This window comes from Acidomonas methanolica, from assembly GCF_004346035.1.
GTDB lineage: Bacteria > Pseudomonadota > Alphaproteobacteria > Acetobacterales > Acetobacteraceae > Acidomonas > Acidomonas methanolica.
Map to the genome: position 1 here is coordinate 74,223 of NZ_SLZN01000003.1, position 16,970 is coordinate 91,192.

The following is a 16,970-nucleotide window of genomic DNA, read 5'->3' on the forward strand; positions in this document are numbered from 1 at the left end:
GACAGTCCCGATCTCGCGAGAGAGCATGACGGGAAGCCGAACGCCCTCTGTGTTCATTTGGCGGGATATTGCACTCTTATAATGTGACGTCAATCTCTGTCCGTGTTTTAATCTGACGGCCGGTGCCAAAGGGCGATCGCCCTTTGGAAACGCCTTGATTTATTTAGAGATACGGGGCGCGAAAGTCAGCCGGCGGCCTTGATGGCGGCCAGAATGGCGCTCTTCGCCTCGTCGGGGCCGGTCCAGCCGGAAATCTTCACCCATTTATTGGGCTCCAGATCCTTGTAACGGCTGAAGAAATGCTCGATCGCCTTGCGGGTGATCTCCGGCAGATCATCGATGGTCTTCACCGCCGTGAATTGCGGGTGGATCTTGTCGTGCGGAACGCAGATGATCTTCTCGTCCTCGCCGCTTTCATCTTCCATTTTCAGCATGCCGATGGGACGGGCGCGGATCACGGCGCCGGGCACGACCGGGCCGGGAGCGAGCACCAGGGCGTCCGCCGGGTCGCCATCCGCGGCGAGTGTGCCGGGAATGAAGCCGTAGGCCGCCGGATAGGCCATCGGCGTGAAGAGGAAGCGATCGACGAAGATGGCGCCGCTTTCCTTGTCAACCTCATATTTGACGGCCGAGCCCTGCGGGATTTCGATGACGACGTTGATGTCGTTTGGCGCGTCCTTGCCGGTCGAAATCTTGGAAACGTCCATCGGTCTGTCCAGTCCTGTTTCAGTGAGAAGGAATGGCGAGACCTTATCCGCCCCGTCCCGCGCTGCACAGGGGAGGGAGATGAAATTCCCGCGTTACGGACGGTCGATATGGCCGAGATCGCGTTCGGGATCGAGAATGTCGCGGACACGTTGCTTGAGATCCCGCGGACCGGGAAAGCCGCCGTCGCGCTTGCGTTCCCAGACGATCCGTCCGGCGCAGACGATCTCGAAGACGCCGCCGTGATCGGGGATCAGGACGACCTCGCCGAGCGCCTCGCCGAAGGTCGAGAGCAGTTCCTGCGCCATCCAGGCGGAGCGCAGCAGCCAGTTGCACTGGGTGCAGTAGCGGATCGTGACACGCGGGCGAGGCGCTTCGGGGGACGGGCTCATGTCCCCCCAGAATGAGGACCAACCGGACGAAAATCAATTCCGGCGACGAAGCGCGGCCGCGCTGGGACTCAGAGAAGCGGCTGGGCGGCCTTCACGGCACTGGCGCAGACGGCCTTCTTCTGCTCCAGCGGCAGTGTCTTGATGTCGAAATTCGTGCCGTTATGGTTGAGCATGCCCGCCGTGCCGATGGCGTAGTCCTTGCTGCCGCCCGTCATGTTCACGGAATGATACTTGGCGATCAGCCCGTCGAGCGGCGGGTTGCCTTCGTCATAGGAGATGTATTCGACCTGGGTGCAGAAATTGAGCAAGCCGGCGATGTTGTCCGGGCTCACCCCGGCGAGGCTCGTCTCGCTCGCCGACGGCGCGGCGGACGCGCTTCCGGCGGAGAGGCCCAGGGCCAGCAAAGGAGCCAGAAAAGCGGCCGGAAGGGCAGCGGGGGCGAAACGACGGAGCATCTGGGAGTCCCTCTTTCTAAGACACAATGCCGGCGTCAAGTGAGCGGCGGGCCTTTGACGACGCGTCGAGGCGAGGCCAGCTCACCGGAACTTGTCCGACTTGCTCCGACTATTGAACCAACTGGGCGAGTCTGGCCAGTGCGAGACATCAAATGTTGCAAAATCACAGCTATCACAAATCCGTGATCGTTCGGGCGGGTCGTCAAGTCCCGGCGCATCTGGGGGCCGGGGATGCCGGCGTGACGTCTCAGGCACGCGCCCTCTTGCAAAATGGCGCGATGTGGGCGATTTCCGTCTTCACCTGCGCGCCTGTAGCTCAATTGGTCAGAGCAGGCCGCTCATAACGGCTTGGTTGCGGGTTCGAGTCCTGCCGGGCGCAGGGTTTCGCCTCAAGGGCTTTCACTGGCCGAGAGGTTCTCACCGGCCCAAGGTTTCACTGGCCCAAGGTTTTACCGGAAGATCCGGGCCGCCGCCCTTCTTCATCGTCTGCTCAGGAGTCCGTCATGGCCAGCTATCAGTACGTCTACGTCATGAAGGATCTCACGAAATCCTATCCGGGCGGACGCGAGGTCTTCAAGGGTATCACCCTCTCCTTCCTGCCGGGGGTGAAGATTGGCGTGCTCGGCGTGAACGGCGCCGGCAAGTCCACGCTGCTCAAGATCATGGCGGGAATCGAGAAGGAATTCGGCGGCGAGGCCTGGGCGGCGGACGGCGTGCGCATCGGCTATCTCGAACAGGAGCCGAAGCTGGACCCCGCGCTGACGGTCGGCGAGAACGTGGCGCTGGGCTTCGGCGCGCTGAAGCGGGCGGTGGACCGCTTCAACGAAATCTCGATGAGATTCGCCGAGCCGATGTCCGATGACGAGATGACGGCCCTGCTCGCGGAGCAGGCGGAGCTTCAGGAGAAGATCGACGCGGGCGATGGCTGGGAGCTCGACCGCAAGCTGGAGATCGCGCTGGACGCGCTGCGCTGCCCCTCCGCCGATTCGCCCGTCGACAGGCTCTCGGGCGGGGAGCGCCGGCGCGTCGCGCTGTGCCGGCTTTTGCTGGAAAAGCCCGACCTGCTGCTGCTGGACGAGCCGACGAACCATCTCGACGCGGAATCCGTGGCGTGGCTGGAAAAGACCCTGCGCGAATACGAAGGCACCGTCATGGTCATCACCCATGACCGCTACTTCCTCGACAACGTGACCAACTGGATTCTCGAGATCGAGCGCGGACGCGGCTACCCGTTCGAGGGGAATTATTCCTCCTGGCTCACCCAGAAGCGCAAGCGTCTGGCGCAGGAGGAAAAGGAAGAGAGCGCCCGCCAGCGCGCCCTCGCGGCGGAGCAGGACTGGATCGCATCCTCGCCCAAGGCCCGTCAGGCCAAGAGCAAGGCGCGCATCTCGAAATACGAGGAAATGCTCGCCGCCTCGAACGAGCGCGTGGGCGGAACGGCGGATATCGTCATCACGCCGGGGCCGCGCCTGGGCGGAACGGTGATTCAGGCCGAGGCCCTGTCCAAGGGATTCGGCGAGCGGCTGCTGATCGACGATCTCAGCTTCAAGCTGCCGCCTGGCGGCATCGTCGGCGTCATCGGGCCGAACGGCGCGGGCAAATCGACGCTGTTCCGGATGATCACCGGGCAGGAGACGCCGGATGGCGGGTCGCTGGTGATCGGCGACACGGTCAAGCTCGGCTATGTCGACCAGTCGCGTGACAGCCTGGATGACGGCAAGACCGTGTGGGAGGAAATTTCCGGCGGCACGGACGTGATCTATCTCGGCAAGCGGGCGGTGCCGTCGCGCGCCTATGTGGGGGCGTTCAACTTCAAGGGGGCGGACCAGCAGAAGCGCGTCGGCGTATTGTCGGGCGGCGAGCGCAACCGCGTGCATCTCGCCAAGATGCTCAAGCAGGACAGCAACGTCATCCTGCTCGACGAGCCGACCAACGACCTGGACGTGGACACGCTGCGCGCGCTGGAAGAGGCGCTGGCGGAATATGCGGGCTGCGCCGTCATCATCTCGCATGACCGTTGGTTTCTCGATCGCCTCGCGACGCATATCCTCGCTTTCGAAGGGGACAGCCATGTCGAGTGGTTCGAGGGGAATTTCCAGGACTACGAGGAAGACAAGCGCCGACGTCTCGGACCCGACGCCACGGAGCCCGCGCGCATCAAGTATCGTCCCCTGGCCCGCTAGGTGCCGCGGCGCGTGTCTCGCCCCTGACGGGACCCTGTGATGATCGGCCGGATCGTCAGGACGGCCCGGCTGGTGCTGGAGCCGGTGACGTGGCGAGACATGGAGGACATGGCCCGGCTCAAAGGCAATGCGGCGTCGTATGGCAGGATGCTGGGCGGCGTGCGGTCACGCCTTCAGGCCGAGGAGGAGATGGCCGAGGAGATCACCTTCTGGGCGCGGCGGGGCGTCGGAATTTTCACCATCCGCGAGAACGGCGTGTTCGAGGGCATGACCGGGGTGCATGAGCGGCCGGACGGGCGGGGCATGGCGCTGCGTTTCGCCCTGATGCCGTCCGCCGCCGGGCGCGGAATCGGGCGCGAGGCGGCGAGTGCCGCGCTGCGCTTCGTGCTGGATCAGGGGATCGGCCGCGTGGTGGCGGTGGCGCGGGAGGACAATCTGGCCTCCCGGATCGTGCTCGGTAGCATCGGCATGCGGCTGTGCGACACGTTCGAGCGCGACGGCTACACGATGCTGGTCTACGAGGCGCTGGGCGCCCCGGACCGCCGGCAGCGGGACGTGTAGACGCGGCCTCTAGCCTCTCAGTGGTGATGCTCGATCTGGCGCTGGAGCGCGTCGTTCAGCGTGTTCACGTTGCCGTTGTGGCGCTGGAGATAGGCGCTGTAATCCTGCCGCTGGGTGAGGCGGAGGCTGGCGCCCTCGCCGATCATGTCCACGACCTTGTAGCCGCTGTTGTTGACGACCAGAAGCTGCATGTCGGCCTCAGGCTGGCCGGGACGATCGATCTTCGCGCTGACCAGTTCCCCGGTGGGCGCGTGTGACGTGCCGGTGACGATGAAGGTCACGCCGCGATAATCGCCGATCCTGTCCGTGATGGCGTTGACCAGCACATGGTCGAACAGGGAAAGATAGCGCTTCTGCTGCTCGGGCGTCGCCGCGCGCCAGTAACGGCCGAGGCAGAACTTGCCGATCTCGGCGATGTCGAGATTCTTCTGGAGCAGGGGCAGGACGTCCTGCTTCTTCTTCTCCAGCGGCTCGTCGCTGTTGACGATGGCGACAAGCTGGCCGCCGAAGCTCTTGACGAAATCGGACGCCTCGTCAGCCAGGGCAGGGCGTGCGCCGCTGACGGCCATCGTCGCGACGGCCGCAAGACCCAACAGGACGCGGCGGGCGAAAACTCGGGAAATCGGCATCGTGGGAAGCATCCTCAGTTATACCAGTCCGGCACGGTCGCCCGGTTGTCGTTCCTAAAGGCTTCGATCTTCACGGCCTGCTGCTGCTGCCAGGCACTGCGGATGAAGGCGTAGGGATCGAGCGCGTCACGCTCGACATTGTCGATCTGATCAATTGCGTCGGCGTAGCCATTCAACCTGCCCGCGATGTTATAGGCCCAGTTGAAGGTAAGCAATCCATAGCCCTTGGGGACATAGTCGATCGGCGCGAGGCCGATGGAGATGATGCCGTCGGCCGCCGCGTCGCGCACCGTGCCCGGCCCCATGCCGGGAAGGAAGAGATACGGCCCGCTCGGCACGCCCCATGTGGCGAGGGTCATGCCGGGATTGCCGTCTTCCTGCGGGTAGCCGACCGGCGTGGCGACATCGATCAGCCCGCCGACTCCCGCCGTCATGTTGATGGCGAAGCGCATGAAGGAATCGCCCGCCCGCCGGGACTTGCCCGCGCCGACATCGCTGAAGAAGGCGACCGGCTCGTTCCAGGTCTCGCTGAGGTTGCTGATCGCGTCGCGGGCGAATTTCGGCACCACCCAGGCCCAGGCCTTGCCGACGGGCCGCAAGGCGTGGTGATACGCCCACATATTCAGGGAGTACATCTTGCGGTTCAGCGGCTCGTACGGGTCGTTGGCCTCCTTGTAGTCGGCCAGCGCGTCCGGGTCCTTCGGAGGAGGATTGCGCCACGAGGAGCAGGCCGTCAGCGTCAGCAGCGTGAGCACGCCTGCGGCGAGGCGGGGAAGACGTGACGTCCCGCGGACCGATTCGGCCTCCTTGCCTGGACCTGTATCGCGCCGTGTGGCGCCTTCGGATTCGAGTCCATCGAAATCTGCGTGCATCGCCGTCCCCAACTCGCGCCTCCCGGAGAATCGACCCTGCCGGTCGCGCGTCGTTTCTGCCTTTTGTCCAGCATGGCCGGACTGGATAGTCCGTTTTTGACCCCGCCGGGCGATGGCCATGAAAGCGACCCCGCCCGGCCGGGAAGCCCCTTGCGGATATATATGGTCTTGATGAGTGTACAGTTCGGTCAGGGAAATGGGGATGTGGGCGGAAAGGGTGATTTTCCGGACAAACTGTTGCGGCAATTCAACACCTCACCTTCACAGTCGCCGGTCGCGTTTGATGCGATCCCACGCCGCATTGATCCGCGCGATGCGGTCCTGCGCCCTGGCCAGCGCGGCGGGAGAGAGGGACTGGCGGTTCAGCATGTCGGGATGATGCTCCCGCACGAGGGCGCGCCAGCGCAGGCGGATCTCCTCATCCGCCGCGTCCCGGCTCACGCCGAGTTCGATATAGGCGTCGGCCTCGCTCGTCGCGGGGCGGGCGCGCCCGGTTTCCGCGCGGTCCCACGCGCCGGGCGGGAGGCCGAACGCGCGATGCACCCGGCGCAGGAACGCCGCCTCCCGCGCGTCCAGCGCCGCGCCGGGGGGCAGATCGGCCCGCGCGATCGCGAAGAGCGCATTCAGCAGATCCTCCAGCGGTGCGCGGTCGGCCGTGAAGGCGCGCCCCATCTCGCGGGCATACATCTCGTAATCGTCGGTGCGGGCGCGGGCGTGATCGAACATCATGCCGACCTCCCGCGCATTCTCGGGCGGAAACTGGAAGAGACGCTTGAAGCAGTCGATTTCCTGCCGGTTCACGGGACCGTCGATCTTGGCCGCCTTGGCGCAGAGCGCGACGAGGCCGATGGCGTAGAGCTGATCGGTCCGCCCCATGAGGGCGGAAACCTTGGCGGCGGCCATGAAGGCGGCCCCGGTCGGGTCCGGCCCGCCGCGCGTGCGCCAGTGATCGTTCCAGCCGCCGGGCGGCCGCTCGATCAGCGTGCCCCGGTCGGCGGCATGACCCAAGGCCGCGCCCATCAGCGCGCCGAACGGACCGCCCATCGCGAATCCCGCGACGCCGCCGAACATTTTTCCCCAAATGGCCATGCCGGGAGACTAGCACCGCTGGCAGGAGCCGGGCAATTCGGGATGACGCCCCGCCATGGCGGATGAGCCGTCGTTCACGGCTCCTCTTGGAAAAAAGAGCAGGAACACCTCTTCGGTCCGGCTTTGGCGTCGCCCATCCTCCGTCGGCTCTAAAAGGATGCGAGCTCCTTCAGCACGCGCGTCACAACCGCCTGATGTGTTCTGGCCGTTTCCAGGGCGCGTTGTGTGGCGATGCGCGCGCCCGGGCTGCGCGTGGCGGCCGGATCGGTTGCCAGCGCCGCGAGCGTGGCCGGGTCGATGGACGCCGCGGCGATCCTCGGCAGCAGCTTGTCCGTCGAACCCGGAGTGAGATGCGGGCGGATCGTCGCCTCCTGCGCCTTGACCAGAGACCAGACGAGATCGGGCTGCTCGCTGCTTTCCGCGACATCCCCGAGAAAACTGACGATGCGCCCGTTCGGCACGCCACCGCCATAAGCGAAGGCGACGTTGCGCCGGATCGACGCGGGATCGCGCGCTTGCGAGAGCGCGTCGAGCAGGCGGGCTTTCTCTTCCGTGCTGGTGCTGGCCTTGACGCGGGCGGCGACGGTCTCCCACGCGCCGGGCAGCCCGGTGCGCACCGCCATCCCCGCCACCGGCCCGACCTGATCGGGGCGAAGCGCGGACGGATCGGCCCGCCAGGCCGCGAAACGCCGCCGCGCGCCGTCGATCACCGCCGCGTCGCCCAGTCGTCCCAGCGCGTCGATCACCTCCGGGCGGAGAATCGTGTCCACCAGCGTCTCGCCCGGGCGCGGCGTCCAGCCGAGCTGCTTGAAGACCGGGGCGAGACTCCGGCGCGCCCATGCTTCGAAGGCCGGACGATGCGGGCTTCCCGCCGCGTCATGATCGAGGCTGGTGAGTTCCGCGATGAGTTCCTCGACGACGGCGATGTTCCGTTCGCCGCCCGCCGCTTCCAGCGTGTTCAGCAGCGCGACGGAACGGGCGAGGGGGGCCTGGCCCGCTTCGAACAGCGCGAACTGGTCGCCCAGCAGATTGGCGCGGTCCGCCGGGGCGAAGCGGGTCAGGGCGCGGTTGAGCGCGGTGAAGGCGGCGTCGTCATAGGCCACACGGTAATAGCCGCTCTCGCCGAGATTCAGCTTGAGGGGCGCGGCGCAGCCTGAGGCTTCGAGCGTGGCATGCCCGCCGAGAACGAGGCGCGAGGTGCCGAGGCCCGGGCCGCCGGCGACCACGGGAATCCGCCAGCCCGGCGATTCCGCGTCGCGTCCGTCGAGCGTGAAGCGCGACGGGTCGAGATGATAGACCGTCCTGCCGTTCGCGCAGGAGGAGGCCACCCGCACAAGGGGGATGCCCGGCTGGGTGGTGAAGCTCCGCGCCACCGCGCCGACATCCTGCGCCGAGACGGCGGACAGGGCCTGCCAGAGATCGGCGCTCGTCGTGCTGCCATAGGCGTGAGCCGCCATGTAGCGCCGCATGCCGTCGCGGAAGTGGTCCTCGCCCAGCCAGTCCTCGATCATGCGGATGACAAGCTCGCCCTTGCCGTAGGAGATGTCGTCGAAGGCGGCGTCCGCGTCGCTCGGTCCCTTGACGGGCTGCTGGATCGGGTGGGTGCTGGCCAGACCGTCCATCGCCATGGTCTTCTCGCGGGTCGCATGCTGGCGGGGCCAGATCTGCCAGGCGGGATTCATCCGGTCCGTCGCCTTGCACTCCATCCAGGAGGCGAATCCCTCGTTCAGCCAGAGGTTGTCCCACCATCCCATGGTCACGAGATCGCCCGACCATTGATGCGCCATCTCATGGGCGACGACCTCGTACACGAGTTCCTTCGTCGCGGCGCTGCTGGTTGCGGGATCGTAGAGGAGATCGTTGTCGATGAAGGTCAGCAGCCCCCAGTTCTCCATCGCCCCGGCCTCGTAATTTCCGGGAATGGCGACCATGTCGAGCTTGGGCAGAGGATAATGCACGGCGAAATAATCGTCGTAATAGGGCAGCAGCGCGAGGGCGGCGGAGAGCGCGTGGCGGCCCTGATCTTCCCTGCCCGCCGGCGCGTAGACACTGACGGAGACGCCATCCGTCTCGCCCGAGACGCGCTCCAGATCGCCCGCCACCAGCGCGAGGAGATAGGTGGACATGCGCGGGGTCGGGCGGAAGGAGACGCGCTTGGTCGCGGCGCCCTGATGCGACACGCCGAGCACCGGCATGTTGCTCAGCGGCGTCATCTCGAAGGGCATCGTCACGTTGAGCTGGAACGTCGCCTTGAAGGCAGGCTCGTCCCAGCACGGGAACATGCGCCGCGCGTCCGCGACCTCGAACTGCGTCACCAGCATCTGCCGCGTCTTGCCCGCCGCGTCGCGGTAATCGTCGCGATAGATGCCGTTGGGCGTCGTCAGGATCGGGCCGGACCAGGCCAGCGTCAGCACATGCCGTCCGGGCGCGACCGGGGCCGGGAAATGCAGGGTGACGGTCTGCGCCGCCTGATCCTCGGTCACGGTCGCCGTCCGGGCCGAATCCAGCGTCGCCGCGCTCAGGGTCAGCCCCGCCTGATTGAGCGTGATGCTGGAGGTCGCCGCGCGCACCTCGATCGTGACGGTCTCGCGCCCCGAGAGCGTCAGATGGGCGGGGTCGGTCACGAGATCGATCATATAGGCGGAGGGAACCACCGTCTTCGGCAGTTCGCCGGGCGTCGTGTCGAAGGAGAAAATCGTCTCCGCCCGTGTCGGAGAGGCGAGGGCCGGGAGGGAAAAGGGCAGCGTGGTCAGGAGAGACGAGAAAACGAGGAGGCGACGCATCAGGCAGGTATTCCGTCAGTGAATCATGAGAGAGGGGGAGGGCCCCGGTTTGCATGTCAATGCAGCTCTGCGCCTGTTACATGGCGCTGGGCGTCTGGCGTCCCCCCTGGGTTCAAACAGCGGCTCAGGAGCAGTCTTTCCGCCTCCGAAAGGCTGGCCGATCGGCATGATGCTGTCAAACCGTCCGGGCTGTGCCGGGCGTGTCGCGGGTTGGATTTTCCGGCACCGGCATGCAGAGTGTCGCCGGAAGTTTGGGAGCCATCAACGCATGTCGTCCTCAGAAGCATTGCAAGCCTCGCATCAGGCGAACATTCAGGACCAGTTCAGCCGTCAGGCGGAAATATTCGCGGCCGCCCCGGAACTGCACAATGACGACGTCCTGGCGCTCCTTGTGAACGCCGCCGATCCGGGACCGACTGACGCCACGCTCGATATCGCGTGCGGTCCGGGCACGGTCTGCATTGCCATGGCCCGGCATGCGCGGCGCTCCGTTGGCCTCGACGCGACGGAGGCGATGCTCGCGCAGGCCCGGCGGCTGGCCGCGGAGGCCGGCGTCGCGAATGTCGAATGGCGGCAGGGAGATGTGTACGCCCTGCCTTTCGAGGATGCGTGCTTCGACATCGTCACCTGCCGGTTCGCATTCCATCATTTCGAGCGTCCGGCCGACGCGCTGCGCGAGATGGCGCGCGTGTGCGTGCCCGGCGGCAGGATTCTGGTGTGCGACGCCGTCGCCTCCGACGATCCGCGAAAGGCCGAGGCGTTCAACCGCATGGAGCTGCTCCGCGATCCGTCCACCGTGGCGTTCCGCCCGCTCGCGACGCTGCTCGATCTGTTTGCCCGGGAGGGCCTCCCGAAGCCGGAGGTGCGATTCTTCCAGATTCCCGCCGAGCGGGAGAAAATGGTGACGCGCTCTTTCCCGGCCGATGACGACTATGACGGGTTGCGGGCGATGATCACCGATTCGGTCGCAGGGGATGCCATGGGCATGGGCGCGCGCTTTGAAGACGGCACGGTTCTTCTCGCCTATCCTTCGGTCGTGTTGGTCTCGGTCAAGCCCGGCGCCGCGTGAGGGGGACATCCCCGCTCATGTCGTGACCGGCGGTCAGGCCGGGGCGCCGCTACGTGGAGCGTCTGTTCAGCGACGCCGATGCGGAGGGGATTTGACGGCGTGATGATGCGTGACGTGACGCGGCGCGGCGTGAGACGGCCTGCGATCTCTGTGCGCGGGAGCGGCGCTCTGCGCTCCGAGGGCGGCGGCGGACACGGCCTGGTCGGAGGTGTCGTCGGGCCCCGCCTCGGCCACTTCCACCGGCGTCGCCGTCTCCGTGCCCTCGGGGAGCGGCGCGAGCTTCACATGGGCGATCCCGGCGCCGAGCATCCCGATCCGGGCCGCCGCCGCGTGCGAAAGGTCGATGATACGGTGGTTGTACGGGCCGCGGTCATTGATCGTCACGATGACGGATTTGCCCGTGTCCTGCGAGGTGACGAGAACTTTCGAGCCGAGGGGAAGGGTCGGATGCGCGGCGGTGAGGGCGTCGGGGTTGAGCCTCGCCCCGCTGCTGGTGAGATGGCCCCTGAGCTTGCGGCCATACCAGCTCGCGATCCCTTTCTCGCTCCAGGCGAGCGCGTTGTGTCCCGTCTTGAAGGCGTGGGTCATGCGCGCCGCCAGCGCCGCCCGGACAGACGCCGCCCATGCGGTATGCACGGTCGAGCCGGTATCGTGCCAGACCGGGGCGGCCGGATCCTCCGCCCGTGCCGACCCGCATACGCCGACGCCCAGCATGCCGAGCAGGGCGAAGGCGTGAAGGGTGGACCGCTTTTGGCGGGCGGAATGGGAGGCCTTGGGCCGGGAAGACCCGTTACGATGCACGCTTGCGTTCCGATCCAGTATTTCGTCTTGACGACTCGTGATAACACGTTCCGCCGAAAGTGCGAAATCACGTCCGGCGGGATGTGCCCGCTCACATATTTCTGCCTCCCTATTATGGAGGAAATGAGGCAGGTCCAGTCGGCCGCTATTCTTCGGCATGACTGGCGTTATGCCCGGCTTGATTACTACCCGTCGATGCGGCTGAACTCGGCGATTTCCGCCAACGTGTCGCCCAGCCGTTTCAATAGCCGCAGACGATTGGCGCGGCGGTGCGGATCGGAATCGTTGACCGTGACGGCATCGAAGAATCGGTCGAGCGCGGGACGCATTCCCGCCGCCGCTTTCATCGCCGCGGCGAAGTCCTCGCGGGCCAGGGCCGCGCGGATGACCGCCCGCGCGTCGCCGAGCGCCGAGGCGAGCGCGTGCTCCTCCTCCTGCGCGTAGAGCGCCGGGTCGGGCGCGCCCTCATGCGGCCCGTCCTTGCGGTCCTCGATCCGCAGGATATTGGCGGCGCGCTTGCTCGCGGCGAGGAGGTTGACGCCGTCCTCCGTGCCGAGCATCTCGGCCAATGCCTGCGTCCGCGCCAGCAGGCGGACGAGATCGCCGTCCAGCCCGCCGGAGAGGATGGCCGCCAGCACGTCGTGCCGCTCGCCCTCGCCGCGCAACTGCACGCGCAGCCGCTCGGCCACGAAGCCCGTCAGCACCGCCCGCGTGTCATCCGGCGGCGTGACGGCGGCGGAGGCGGCGACATGGCGAAGGGCGGAGTCGAACAGCGCATTGAGATCGAGGCGCAGCCCGTTGTCGCGAATGATGCGGATGACGCCCAGCGCGGCGCGGCGCAGGCCGTAGGGATCGCCCGAGCCGGTCGGCGTCTCGCCGATGGCGAAGAATCCCGCCAGCAGGTCGAGCCGGTCCGCCAGCGCCACGATGACGGAGAGCGTCGCGCGGGGCGTCGCGCCGTCCTGGCCGAGCGGCATGTAATGCTCGCGCACAGCCTGCGCCACCTCCGGCGTTTCGCCGTCATGCAGCGCGTAATACCCGCCCATGACGCCCTGAAGCTCGGGAAACTCTCCGACCATGCCGGAGGTCAGATCCGCCTTGGCGAGACGCGCCGCGCGCATCGCGCCCGGCCTGTCGGCGTCGAGGGCGTCGGCGATCTCGCCCGCAAGGGCCTCGATCCGCCGCACCCGCGCCGCCTGCGTGCCCAGCCGCGCGTGGAAGGTGACGGTCTCCAGCGCCGCCGCCCGGTCGATCAGCTTCGTTTTGCGGTCGAGATCCCAGAAATGCCGCGCATCGGAGAAGCGTGCGCGCAGGACGCGCTCATTGCCCGCCTTCGTGAGCGCGCCGCCGTCCGAGAACGCCATATTGGCGAAGAAGGCGAACCAGGGCGCGACCTTGCCGTCCGCGTGCCGCAGGGCGAAGTAGCGCTGGTTGACGCGCATCGAGACCTTCATGACCTCGGGCGGCAGGTCCATGAAGGCGTCGTCGATCCGGCCGAAATAGAGCGTGGGCCATTGGGTGAGGCCGGAGACTTCCTCCTCCAGCCCCTCATCCGGCGCCACCTGCGTCCCGGCGGGCAGGGGCTCGACGCCGGGCGCGCCGCGCAGCGCGCCGTGAATCGCCGCCAGGCGTTCCTCCGGATCGACCAGCACGAAGCGCGCGCGGGACTCCGCGATCCATTGGGCGCAGCCCGTCACCTCGAACGCTTCCGGCGCGAGGAAGCGATGCCCCTCCATCGCCGTGCCGGAAACGAGTCCATGCGCGTCGTCGCCGTCGCGCGCCAGGGAGAACGGCACCGGCGCGCCGTCCAGCACGCAGACGATGCGCCGCAGCGGGCGGACCCAGGTGAAGCCCGAGCCGCTCCCCCAGCGCATGGATTTCGGCCAGGAGAATTTCCACAGCAGCGCGGGCACGGCTTCCGCGATGCGCGCGGCGGCGGCAAGCTCGGGCTCCGCGACGTTCAGCACCCAGAACCCGTTTTCCAGAACCAGATCCTCGCGCTTCGCCCCGTGCTTGCGCAGGAAACCGGCCAGCGCCTGCTCCGGTGCGCCGTCGCGGGGGCCGCGCTCCGAACGCATCGCGGCGGGGAGAGTCGCGGCGATTTCGAGGCTGGCGGCGATATGGCGCGCGCCCCAATAGGCATGTCCGTTCGTGGGGGAGAAGCCTTTCAACTCCTCGCTCAGCCCGTCGACGAGCCGCCGCGCGGCGGCTTCCTGCATCCCGGCCGGAATTTCCTCGCTGTTGAGGATCAGCAGCAGTTCAGCCATGGGCCGTCTCCTCGCCCGCCAGCCAGGCTTCGCAGCAGGTTCTCGCGAGCGTGCGCACGCGGGCGATGTAGGAAGCGCGTTCGGAGACCGAGATCACGCCGCGCGCATCGAGCAGATTGAAGAGATGGCTGGCCTTCAGGCACTGGTCATAGGCGGGCTGGGCCACGCCCGCCGCGGCCAGACGCCCGGATTCCTCCTCAGCGTCGCGGAAATGGCGCATCAGCATGGCGGTGTCGGCCAGTTCGAAATTATGGCGCGAATAATCCCGTTCCGCGCGCAGGAAGACGTCGCCATAGCGCGTGCCGCGCCCGTTGAAATCGAGGTCATAGACGTTCTCGACCCCTTGCACATACATGGCCAGCCGTTCCAGCCCGTAGGTGAGTTCCGTCGAGGGGACGGCGACCGGAATGCCGCCCACCTGCTGGAAATAGGTGAACTGCGTGACCTCCATGCCGTCGCACCAGACCTCCCAGCCCAGACCCCACGCGCCGATGGTCGGGTTCTCCCAGTCGTCTTCGACGAAGCGGATGTCGTGCCTGTCCGTGTCGATGCCGATGGCGCGATAGCTGTCCAGCAGCAGTTGCTGGCTCAGCTCCGGCGTCGGCTTCATCAGCACCTGATACTGATAGTAATGCTGGAGGCGGTTCGGATTCTCGCCGTAGCGCCCGTCCGAGGGGCGGCGGCTCGGCTGCACATAGGCCGCTTTCCATGGCGTCGTGCCCAGCGCGCGCAGGGTCGTGTGGGGCGAAAGCGTGCCCGCGCCGAGCTCGGTGTCATAGGGCTGGAGAATCACGCAGCCCTGATCGGCCCAGAACCGATGCAGGCGGAGGATCAGGTCCTGAAAGGACGGCGGACGGGTCTCGGCGGCAGCGGACAAGGCGATTGGGCTCCGTAACGCGGTAGGCCGGTTCCCATACTATCAGACGGGCGAATGCGGAAGCGGTCTCGCGAGTCCTGCCGCATCGTCGTCCGGGCACGAAAGCGCGGGCGCGTGAGCCTTGCCCGCGCTTTCGTGCCCGGAATCGACAAAGTCCCCTTGTCGAGGAACGAACCATGCGCCACATCTTTCCTCGAACCGGCAGCGGCCGGATCGTGCCCCTTTTGGGAGAGTCGTCATGAACAGTGAGGAACGCGACCTGATTTCCCGGTTCATCGCCCGGGTTGGAGGGGCAGCGACGCCCGGTCCGTTCGGCGGCTCCAGCCAGCCGCCGGTCAATCTTCCCCCCATCGACCCCGAGGCGGATCGGTTCATCGCCGAGAATTTCCAGAAGTATCCGGAGGCGCGCTACCGCGTGACGCAGATGGCCGTCGTGCAGGAGGCGGCCCTGGTCGAGGCGCAGAACAGGATTCGGCAGCTTCAGTTCCAGCTCCAGCAGGCGCAGCAGCAGATCGCGCAAGGCCAGCAGCAACAGCGCGGGGGCGGGGGGCTGTTCGGCGGCCTCTTCGGCGGCAACCGCCAGCAGGCCGCTCCGCCGCCCGGCTGGGGGCAGCAGCCGCCCCAGCAGCAGGGATATTACGGCGCGCAGCAGCCGCCGCCGAACTATCCGCCGGGCTATAATCCAGCGATGTTCCAGAGCCGGGGTTCGGGCTTCCTCGGCTCCGCGCTGACCACCGCGACGGGCGTCGCGGGCGGGATGCTCGCGGCGAACGCGATCGAGAGCCTGTTCAGCCATCACGATGGCGGGATGGGCGGGGCCGGAGCTGGCGGTTTCGGCGGCGACACCATCATCAACAATTACGGCGATGCGGGTGCCGATCCGTTCGGCGGGTCGGGCGTCGATGCGCCGGGCAATTTCGACGCGGGCTCCTTCGGGGACAGCGGTGGCGGTGATTTCGGTGGCGATTTCGGCGGCTTCGACGACACGTCCTTCTGAGCGGCGCTGCTCGGTCGAGCGAGCCCGGTGCAGTGGCGCCGGGCTTTGCCTCGGCGGTCCTGCGTTTCGCGAAGGCAGCGGGTCGCGGGGAATTGTCTTCACATGATTGGAAAATGATCACTAGTGTCGCTTCGTCTCCTTGGTGAAAGGAAGCGTCATCGTGGTTGAACTCAGGCCGGAAGCCGCAAAGCAGGAAACCGGCGCGCGGTGGGATGTCCAGCAGCGCAAGGCCGTCGCACGGATTTTTTCTGAAATCACGCCAGTGCGTTCGGGCGATATCGTCCTGACAGGGGGCGAAACCGACTGGACCCCGACAGGGTGCCGCGTCGCCAGGGGGCAACGTTTCAGCGTCTCATCCAGAGGCGCGAACGTTCTCGATCCCGATCACGCCGTGATCATCCAGCCGAAATATTCTCTCTGGGTCCGGATCGGCAAAAGCGGTCCGATCCGCAAGATCGTTTCCGAGACCGAGACGGTCTTCGAGGCCTGGGCGGAGGGCGAGGTGGAAGCCTTTTGCAAGGCGCTGTCCTGGTGGGACGGCGTGGACGGCCGGATTCTTCCCGGTCCTCGGGACGCTTTCGGGGGCGGGATAGGATTTTCGGTGACGCTCACGGAAGCGCTCGCGACGATCACGGAGCCACCGGAACATTGGTCATTCATGGACATGTTCGGGGAGGTCACGATTTTTTCCGGAACGGGCACCGATATCGTCGTGGATACCCATGACGGGGATTGCTGCATCCTGCAGACGCCGGTGGATGTTCCGCTCAACGATCGGACGCGGCTGTCCTGGTCCTGGCTGGTCGAGAAACTCCCTTCCGAGCTTCCCGAGGATCTGGTGCTGACGCATGATTATCTGAGCGTGGCCGTCGCATTCGATAACGGCCTGGATCTGACCTATCTCTGGAGCAAGGAACTTCCGGTCGGCTATCATTTTGCCTGTCCCCTGCCCTGGTGGTGTGACCGGGAGACGCATTGGATCATCGAATCGGGCACCGAAAATCTGGGGAAATGGAAGAACGAGGCGCGCCCTCTTGCCGCCGACTACCGGAAGGCTATCGGCGGCAAGATGCCGGAACGCATCGTCGGTGTGTGGCTCATCGCCAATTCGCTTTTCCAGCGCCTCGGCGGCAAGGCGCTCTTCCGTGACATCACGCTTTCCGAGGATGGAACCGGACGCTCGGTGATCGCCGGGAGCGGCCTCCGATGCTATAGCGTTTGAACGCATATTCTCCTGCCGGAGCGGTCATGCGGGCCCGCTCCGTCGACAACTTTTCTCCCGAATCATGC

15 protein-coding genes and 1 tRNA gene are annotated in these 16,970 nt (G+C 66.5%); 6 read left to right on the top strand and 10 right to left on the bottom strand.

All coding sequences use genetic code 11. The features are described from left to right. Nucleotides 1-185 precede the first annotated feature (185 nt). From ppa to EDC31_RS03735, 3 genes are all read right to left on the bottom strand, one after another. Nucleotides 186-707: an inorganic diphosphatase gene (gene ppa / locus EDC31_RS03725; RefSeq protein WP_042055923.1), complete on the bottom strand. Its 522-nt coding sequence runs from the start codon at nt 705-707 to the stop codon at nt 186-188. Nucleotides 708-800: 93 nt separating this feature from the next. Continuing rightward, nucleotides 801-1,097: a SelT/SelW/SelH family protein gene (locus tag EDC31_RS03730; RefSeq protein WP_042055925.1), complete on the bottom strand. Its 297-nt coding sequence runs from the start codon at nt 1,095-1,097 to the stop codon at nt 801-803. A 68-nt stretch (nt 1,098-1,165) separates the two neighbouring features. After that, nucleotides 1,166-1,552, bottom strand: a complete 387-nt coding sequence (locus tag EDC31_RS03735; protein ID WP_052511584.1) for a hypothetical protein — start codon at nt 1,550-1,552, stop codon at nt 1,166-1,168. A gap of 305 nt (nt 1,553-1,857) precedes the next feature. Here EDC31_RS03735 and EDC31_RS03740 point away from each other — a divergent pair. The 3 genes from EDC31_RS03740 (at nt 1,858) to EDC31_RS03750 (ending at nt 4,296) form a co-directional block, all read left to right on the top strand. Next, a tRNA-Ile gene (locus EDC31_RS03740) sits at nt 1,858-1,931 on the top strand. Between the two features lie 124 nt (nt 1,932-2,055). Beyond that, the gene (ettA, locus tag EDC31_RS03745) at nt 2,056-3,735 is read left to right on the top strand and encodes an energy-dependent translational throttle protein EttA (RefSeq protein WP_042055927.1); all 1,680 of its coding nucleotides are present in this window, start codon (nt 2,056-2,058) and stop codon (nt 3,733-3,735) included. A gap of 39 nt (nt 3,736-3,774) precedes the next feature. After that, complete coding sequence (locus EDC31_RS03750) at nt 3,775-4,296, top strand: GNAT family N-acetyltransferase (protein ID WP_042055929.1); 522 nt, start codon at nt 3,775-3,777, stop codon at nt 4,294-4,296. A gap of 17 nt (nt 4,297-4,313) precedes the next feature. Here EDC31_RS03750 and EDC31_RS03755 read toward each other — a convergent pair whose 3' ends face one another. From EDC31_RS03755 to EDC31_RS03770, 4 genes are all read right to left on the bottom strand, one after another. Next, a complete protein-coding gene (locus tag EDC31_RS03755; protein WP_052511604.1) occupies nt 4,314-4,919 on the bottom strand; it encodes an MlaC/ttg2D family ABC transporter substrate-binding protein in 606 nt (201 codons plus the stop codon). A gap of 20 nt (nt 4,920-4,939) precedes the next feature. After that, nucleotides 4,940-5,797, bottom strand: a complete 858-nt coding sequence (locus EDC31_RS03760; RefSeq protein ID WP_081797412.1) for an MlaA family lipoprotein — start codon at nt 5,795-5,797, stop codon at nt 4,940-4,942. A gap of 261 nt (nt 5,798-6,058) precedes the next feature. Next, entirely contained in the window at nt 6,059-6,886 is an 828-nt protein-coding gene (locus EDC31_RS03765; RefSeq protein WP_042055931.1) for a TerB family tellurite resistance protein, read from the bottom strand. Between the two features lie 149 nt (nt 6,887-7,035). Beyond that, a complete protein-coding gene (locus EDC31_RS03770; RefSeq protein ID WP_081797399.1) occupies nt 7,036-9,669 on the bottom strand; it encodes a M1 family metallopeptidase in 2,634 nt (877 codons plus the stop codon). A gap of 268 nt (nt 9,670-9,937) precedes the next feature. On the opposite strand from EDC31_RS03770, the gene EDC31_RS03775 reads away from it, so the two are divergent. After that, the gene (locus tag EDC31_RS03775) at nt 9,938-10,738 is read left to right on the top strand and encodes a class I SAM-dependent methyltransferase (RefSeq protein ID WP_042055936.1); all 801 of its coding nucleotides are present in this window, start codon (nt 9,938-9,940) and stop codon (nt 10,736-10,738) included. Nucleotides 10,739-10,804: 66 nt separating this feature from the next. Here EDC31_RS03775 and EDC31_RS03780 read toward each other — a convergent pair whose 3' ends face one another. From EDC31_RS03780 to EDC31_RS03790, 3 genes are all read right to left on the bottom strand, one after another. After that, nucleotides 10,805-11,539 (bottom strand): septal ring lytic transglycosylase RlpA family protein, encoded by a 735-nt coding sequence (locus tag EDC31_RS03780; protein ID WP_239641526.1) that lies wholly within the window; start codon nt 11,537-11,539, stop codon nt 10,805-10,807. A 185-nt stretch (nt 11,540-11,724) separates the two neighbouring features. Then, nucleotides 11,725-13,806 carry a glycine--tRNA ligase subunit beta gene (gene glyS, locus EDC31_RS03785; protein WP_042055939.1) on the bottom strand — a complete coding sequence of 694 codons (2,082 nt, stop codon included), beginning with the start codon at nt 13,804-13,806 and terminating at the stop codon, nt 11,725-11,727. Further along, a complete protein-coding gene (locus tag EDC31_RS03790; RefSeq protein WP_042055943.1) occupies nt 13,799-14,689 on the bottom strand; it encodes a glycine--tRNA ligase subunit alpha in 891 nt (296 codons plus the stop codon). Before EDC31_RS03790 ends, glyS begins: the two co-directional genes overlap by 8 nt. Before the next feature lie 232 nt (nt 14,690-14,921). Between EDC31_RS03790 and EDC31_RS03795 the strand changes: the two genes are divergently transcribed. Further along, on the top strand, nt 14,922-15,680 hold the full coding sequence (locus EDC31_RS03795; RefSeq protein ID WP_042055944.1) for a DUF2076 domain-containing protein: 759 nt from the start codon (nt 14,922-14,924) through the stop codon (nt 15,678-15,680). Between the two features lie 160 nt (nt 15,681-15,840). Beyond that, nucleotides 15,841-16,902 carry a DUF3047 domain-containing protein gene (locus tag EDC31_RS03800; RefSeq protein ID WP_042056106.1) on the top strand — a complete coding sequence of 354 codons (1,062 nt, stop codon included), beginning with the start codon at nt 15,841-15,843 and terminating at the stop codon, nt 16,900-16,902. The last annotated feature ends 68 nt before the right edge of the window (nt 16,903-16,970 follow it).

What these genes read in the sequence shown, in the direction of transcription:
- ppa (WP_042055923.1), bottom strand. Translation starts at nt 707, where the DNA reads ATGGACGTTTCCAAGATTTCGACCGGCAAGGACGCGCCAAACGACATC.
- EDC31_RS03730 (WP_042055925.1), bottom strand. Translation starts at nt 1,097, where the DNA reads ATGAGCCCGTCCCCCGAAGCGCCTCGCCCGCGTGTCACGATCCGCTAC.
- EDC31_RS03735 (WP_052511584.1), bottom strand. Translation starts at nt 1,552, where the DNA reads ATGCTCCGTCGTTTCGCCCCCGCTGCCCTTCCGGCCGCTTTTCTGGCT.
- ettA (WP_042055927.1), top strand. Translation starts at nt 2,056, where the DNA reads ATGGCCAGCTATCAGTACGTCTACGTCATGAAGGATCTCACGAAATCC.
- EDC31_RS03750 (WP_042055929.1), top strand. Translation starts at nt 3,775, where the DNA reads ATGATCGGCCGGATCGTCAGGACGGCCCGGCTGGTGCTGGAGCCGGTG.
- EDC31_RS03760 (WP_081797412.1), bottom strand. Translation starts at nt 5,797, where the DNA reads ATGCACGCAGATTTCGATGGACTCGAATCCGAAGGCGCCACACGGCGC.
- EDC31_RS03765 (WP_042055931.1), bottom strand. Translation starts at nt 6,886, where the DNA reads ATGGCCATTTGGGGAAAAATGTTCGGCGGCGTCGCGGGATTCGCGATG.
- EDC31_RS03770 (WP_081797399.1), bottom strand. Translation starts at nt 9,669, where the DNA reads ATGCGTCGCCTCCTCGTTTTCTCGTCTCTCCTGACCACGCTGCCCTTT.
- EDC31_RS03775 (WP_042055936.1), top strand. Translation starts at nt 9,938, where the DNA reads ATGTCGTCCTCAGAAGCATTGCAAGCCTCGCATCAGGCGAACATTCAG.
- glyS (WP_042055939.1), bottom strand. Translation starts at nt 13,806, where the DNA reads ATGGCTGAACTGCTGCTGATCCTCAACAGCGAGGAAATTCCGGCCGGG.
- EDC31_RS03795 (WP_042055944.1), top strand. Translation starts at nt 14,922, where the DNA reads ATGAACAGTGAGGAACGCGACCTGATTTCCCGGTTCATCGCCCGGGTT.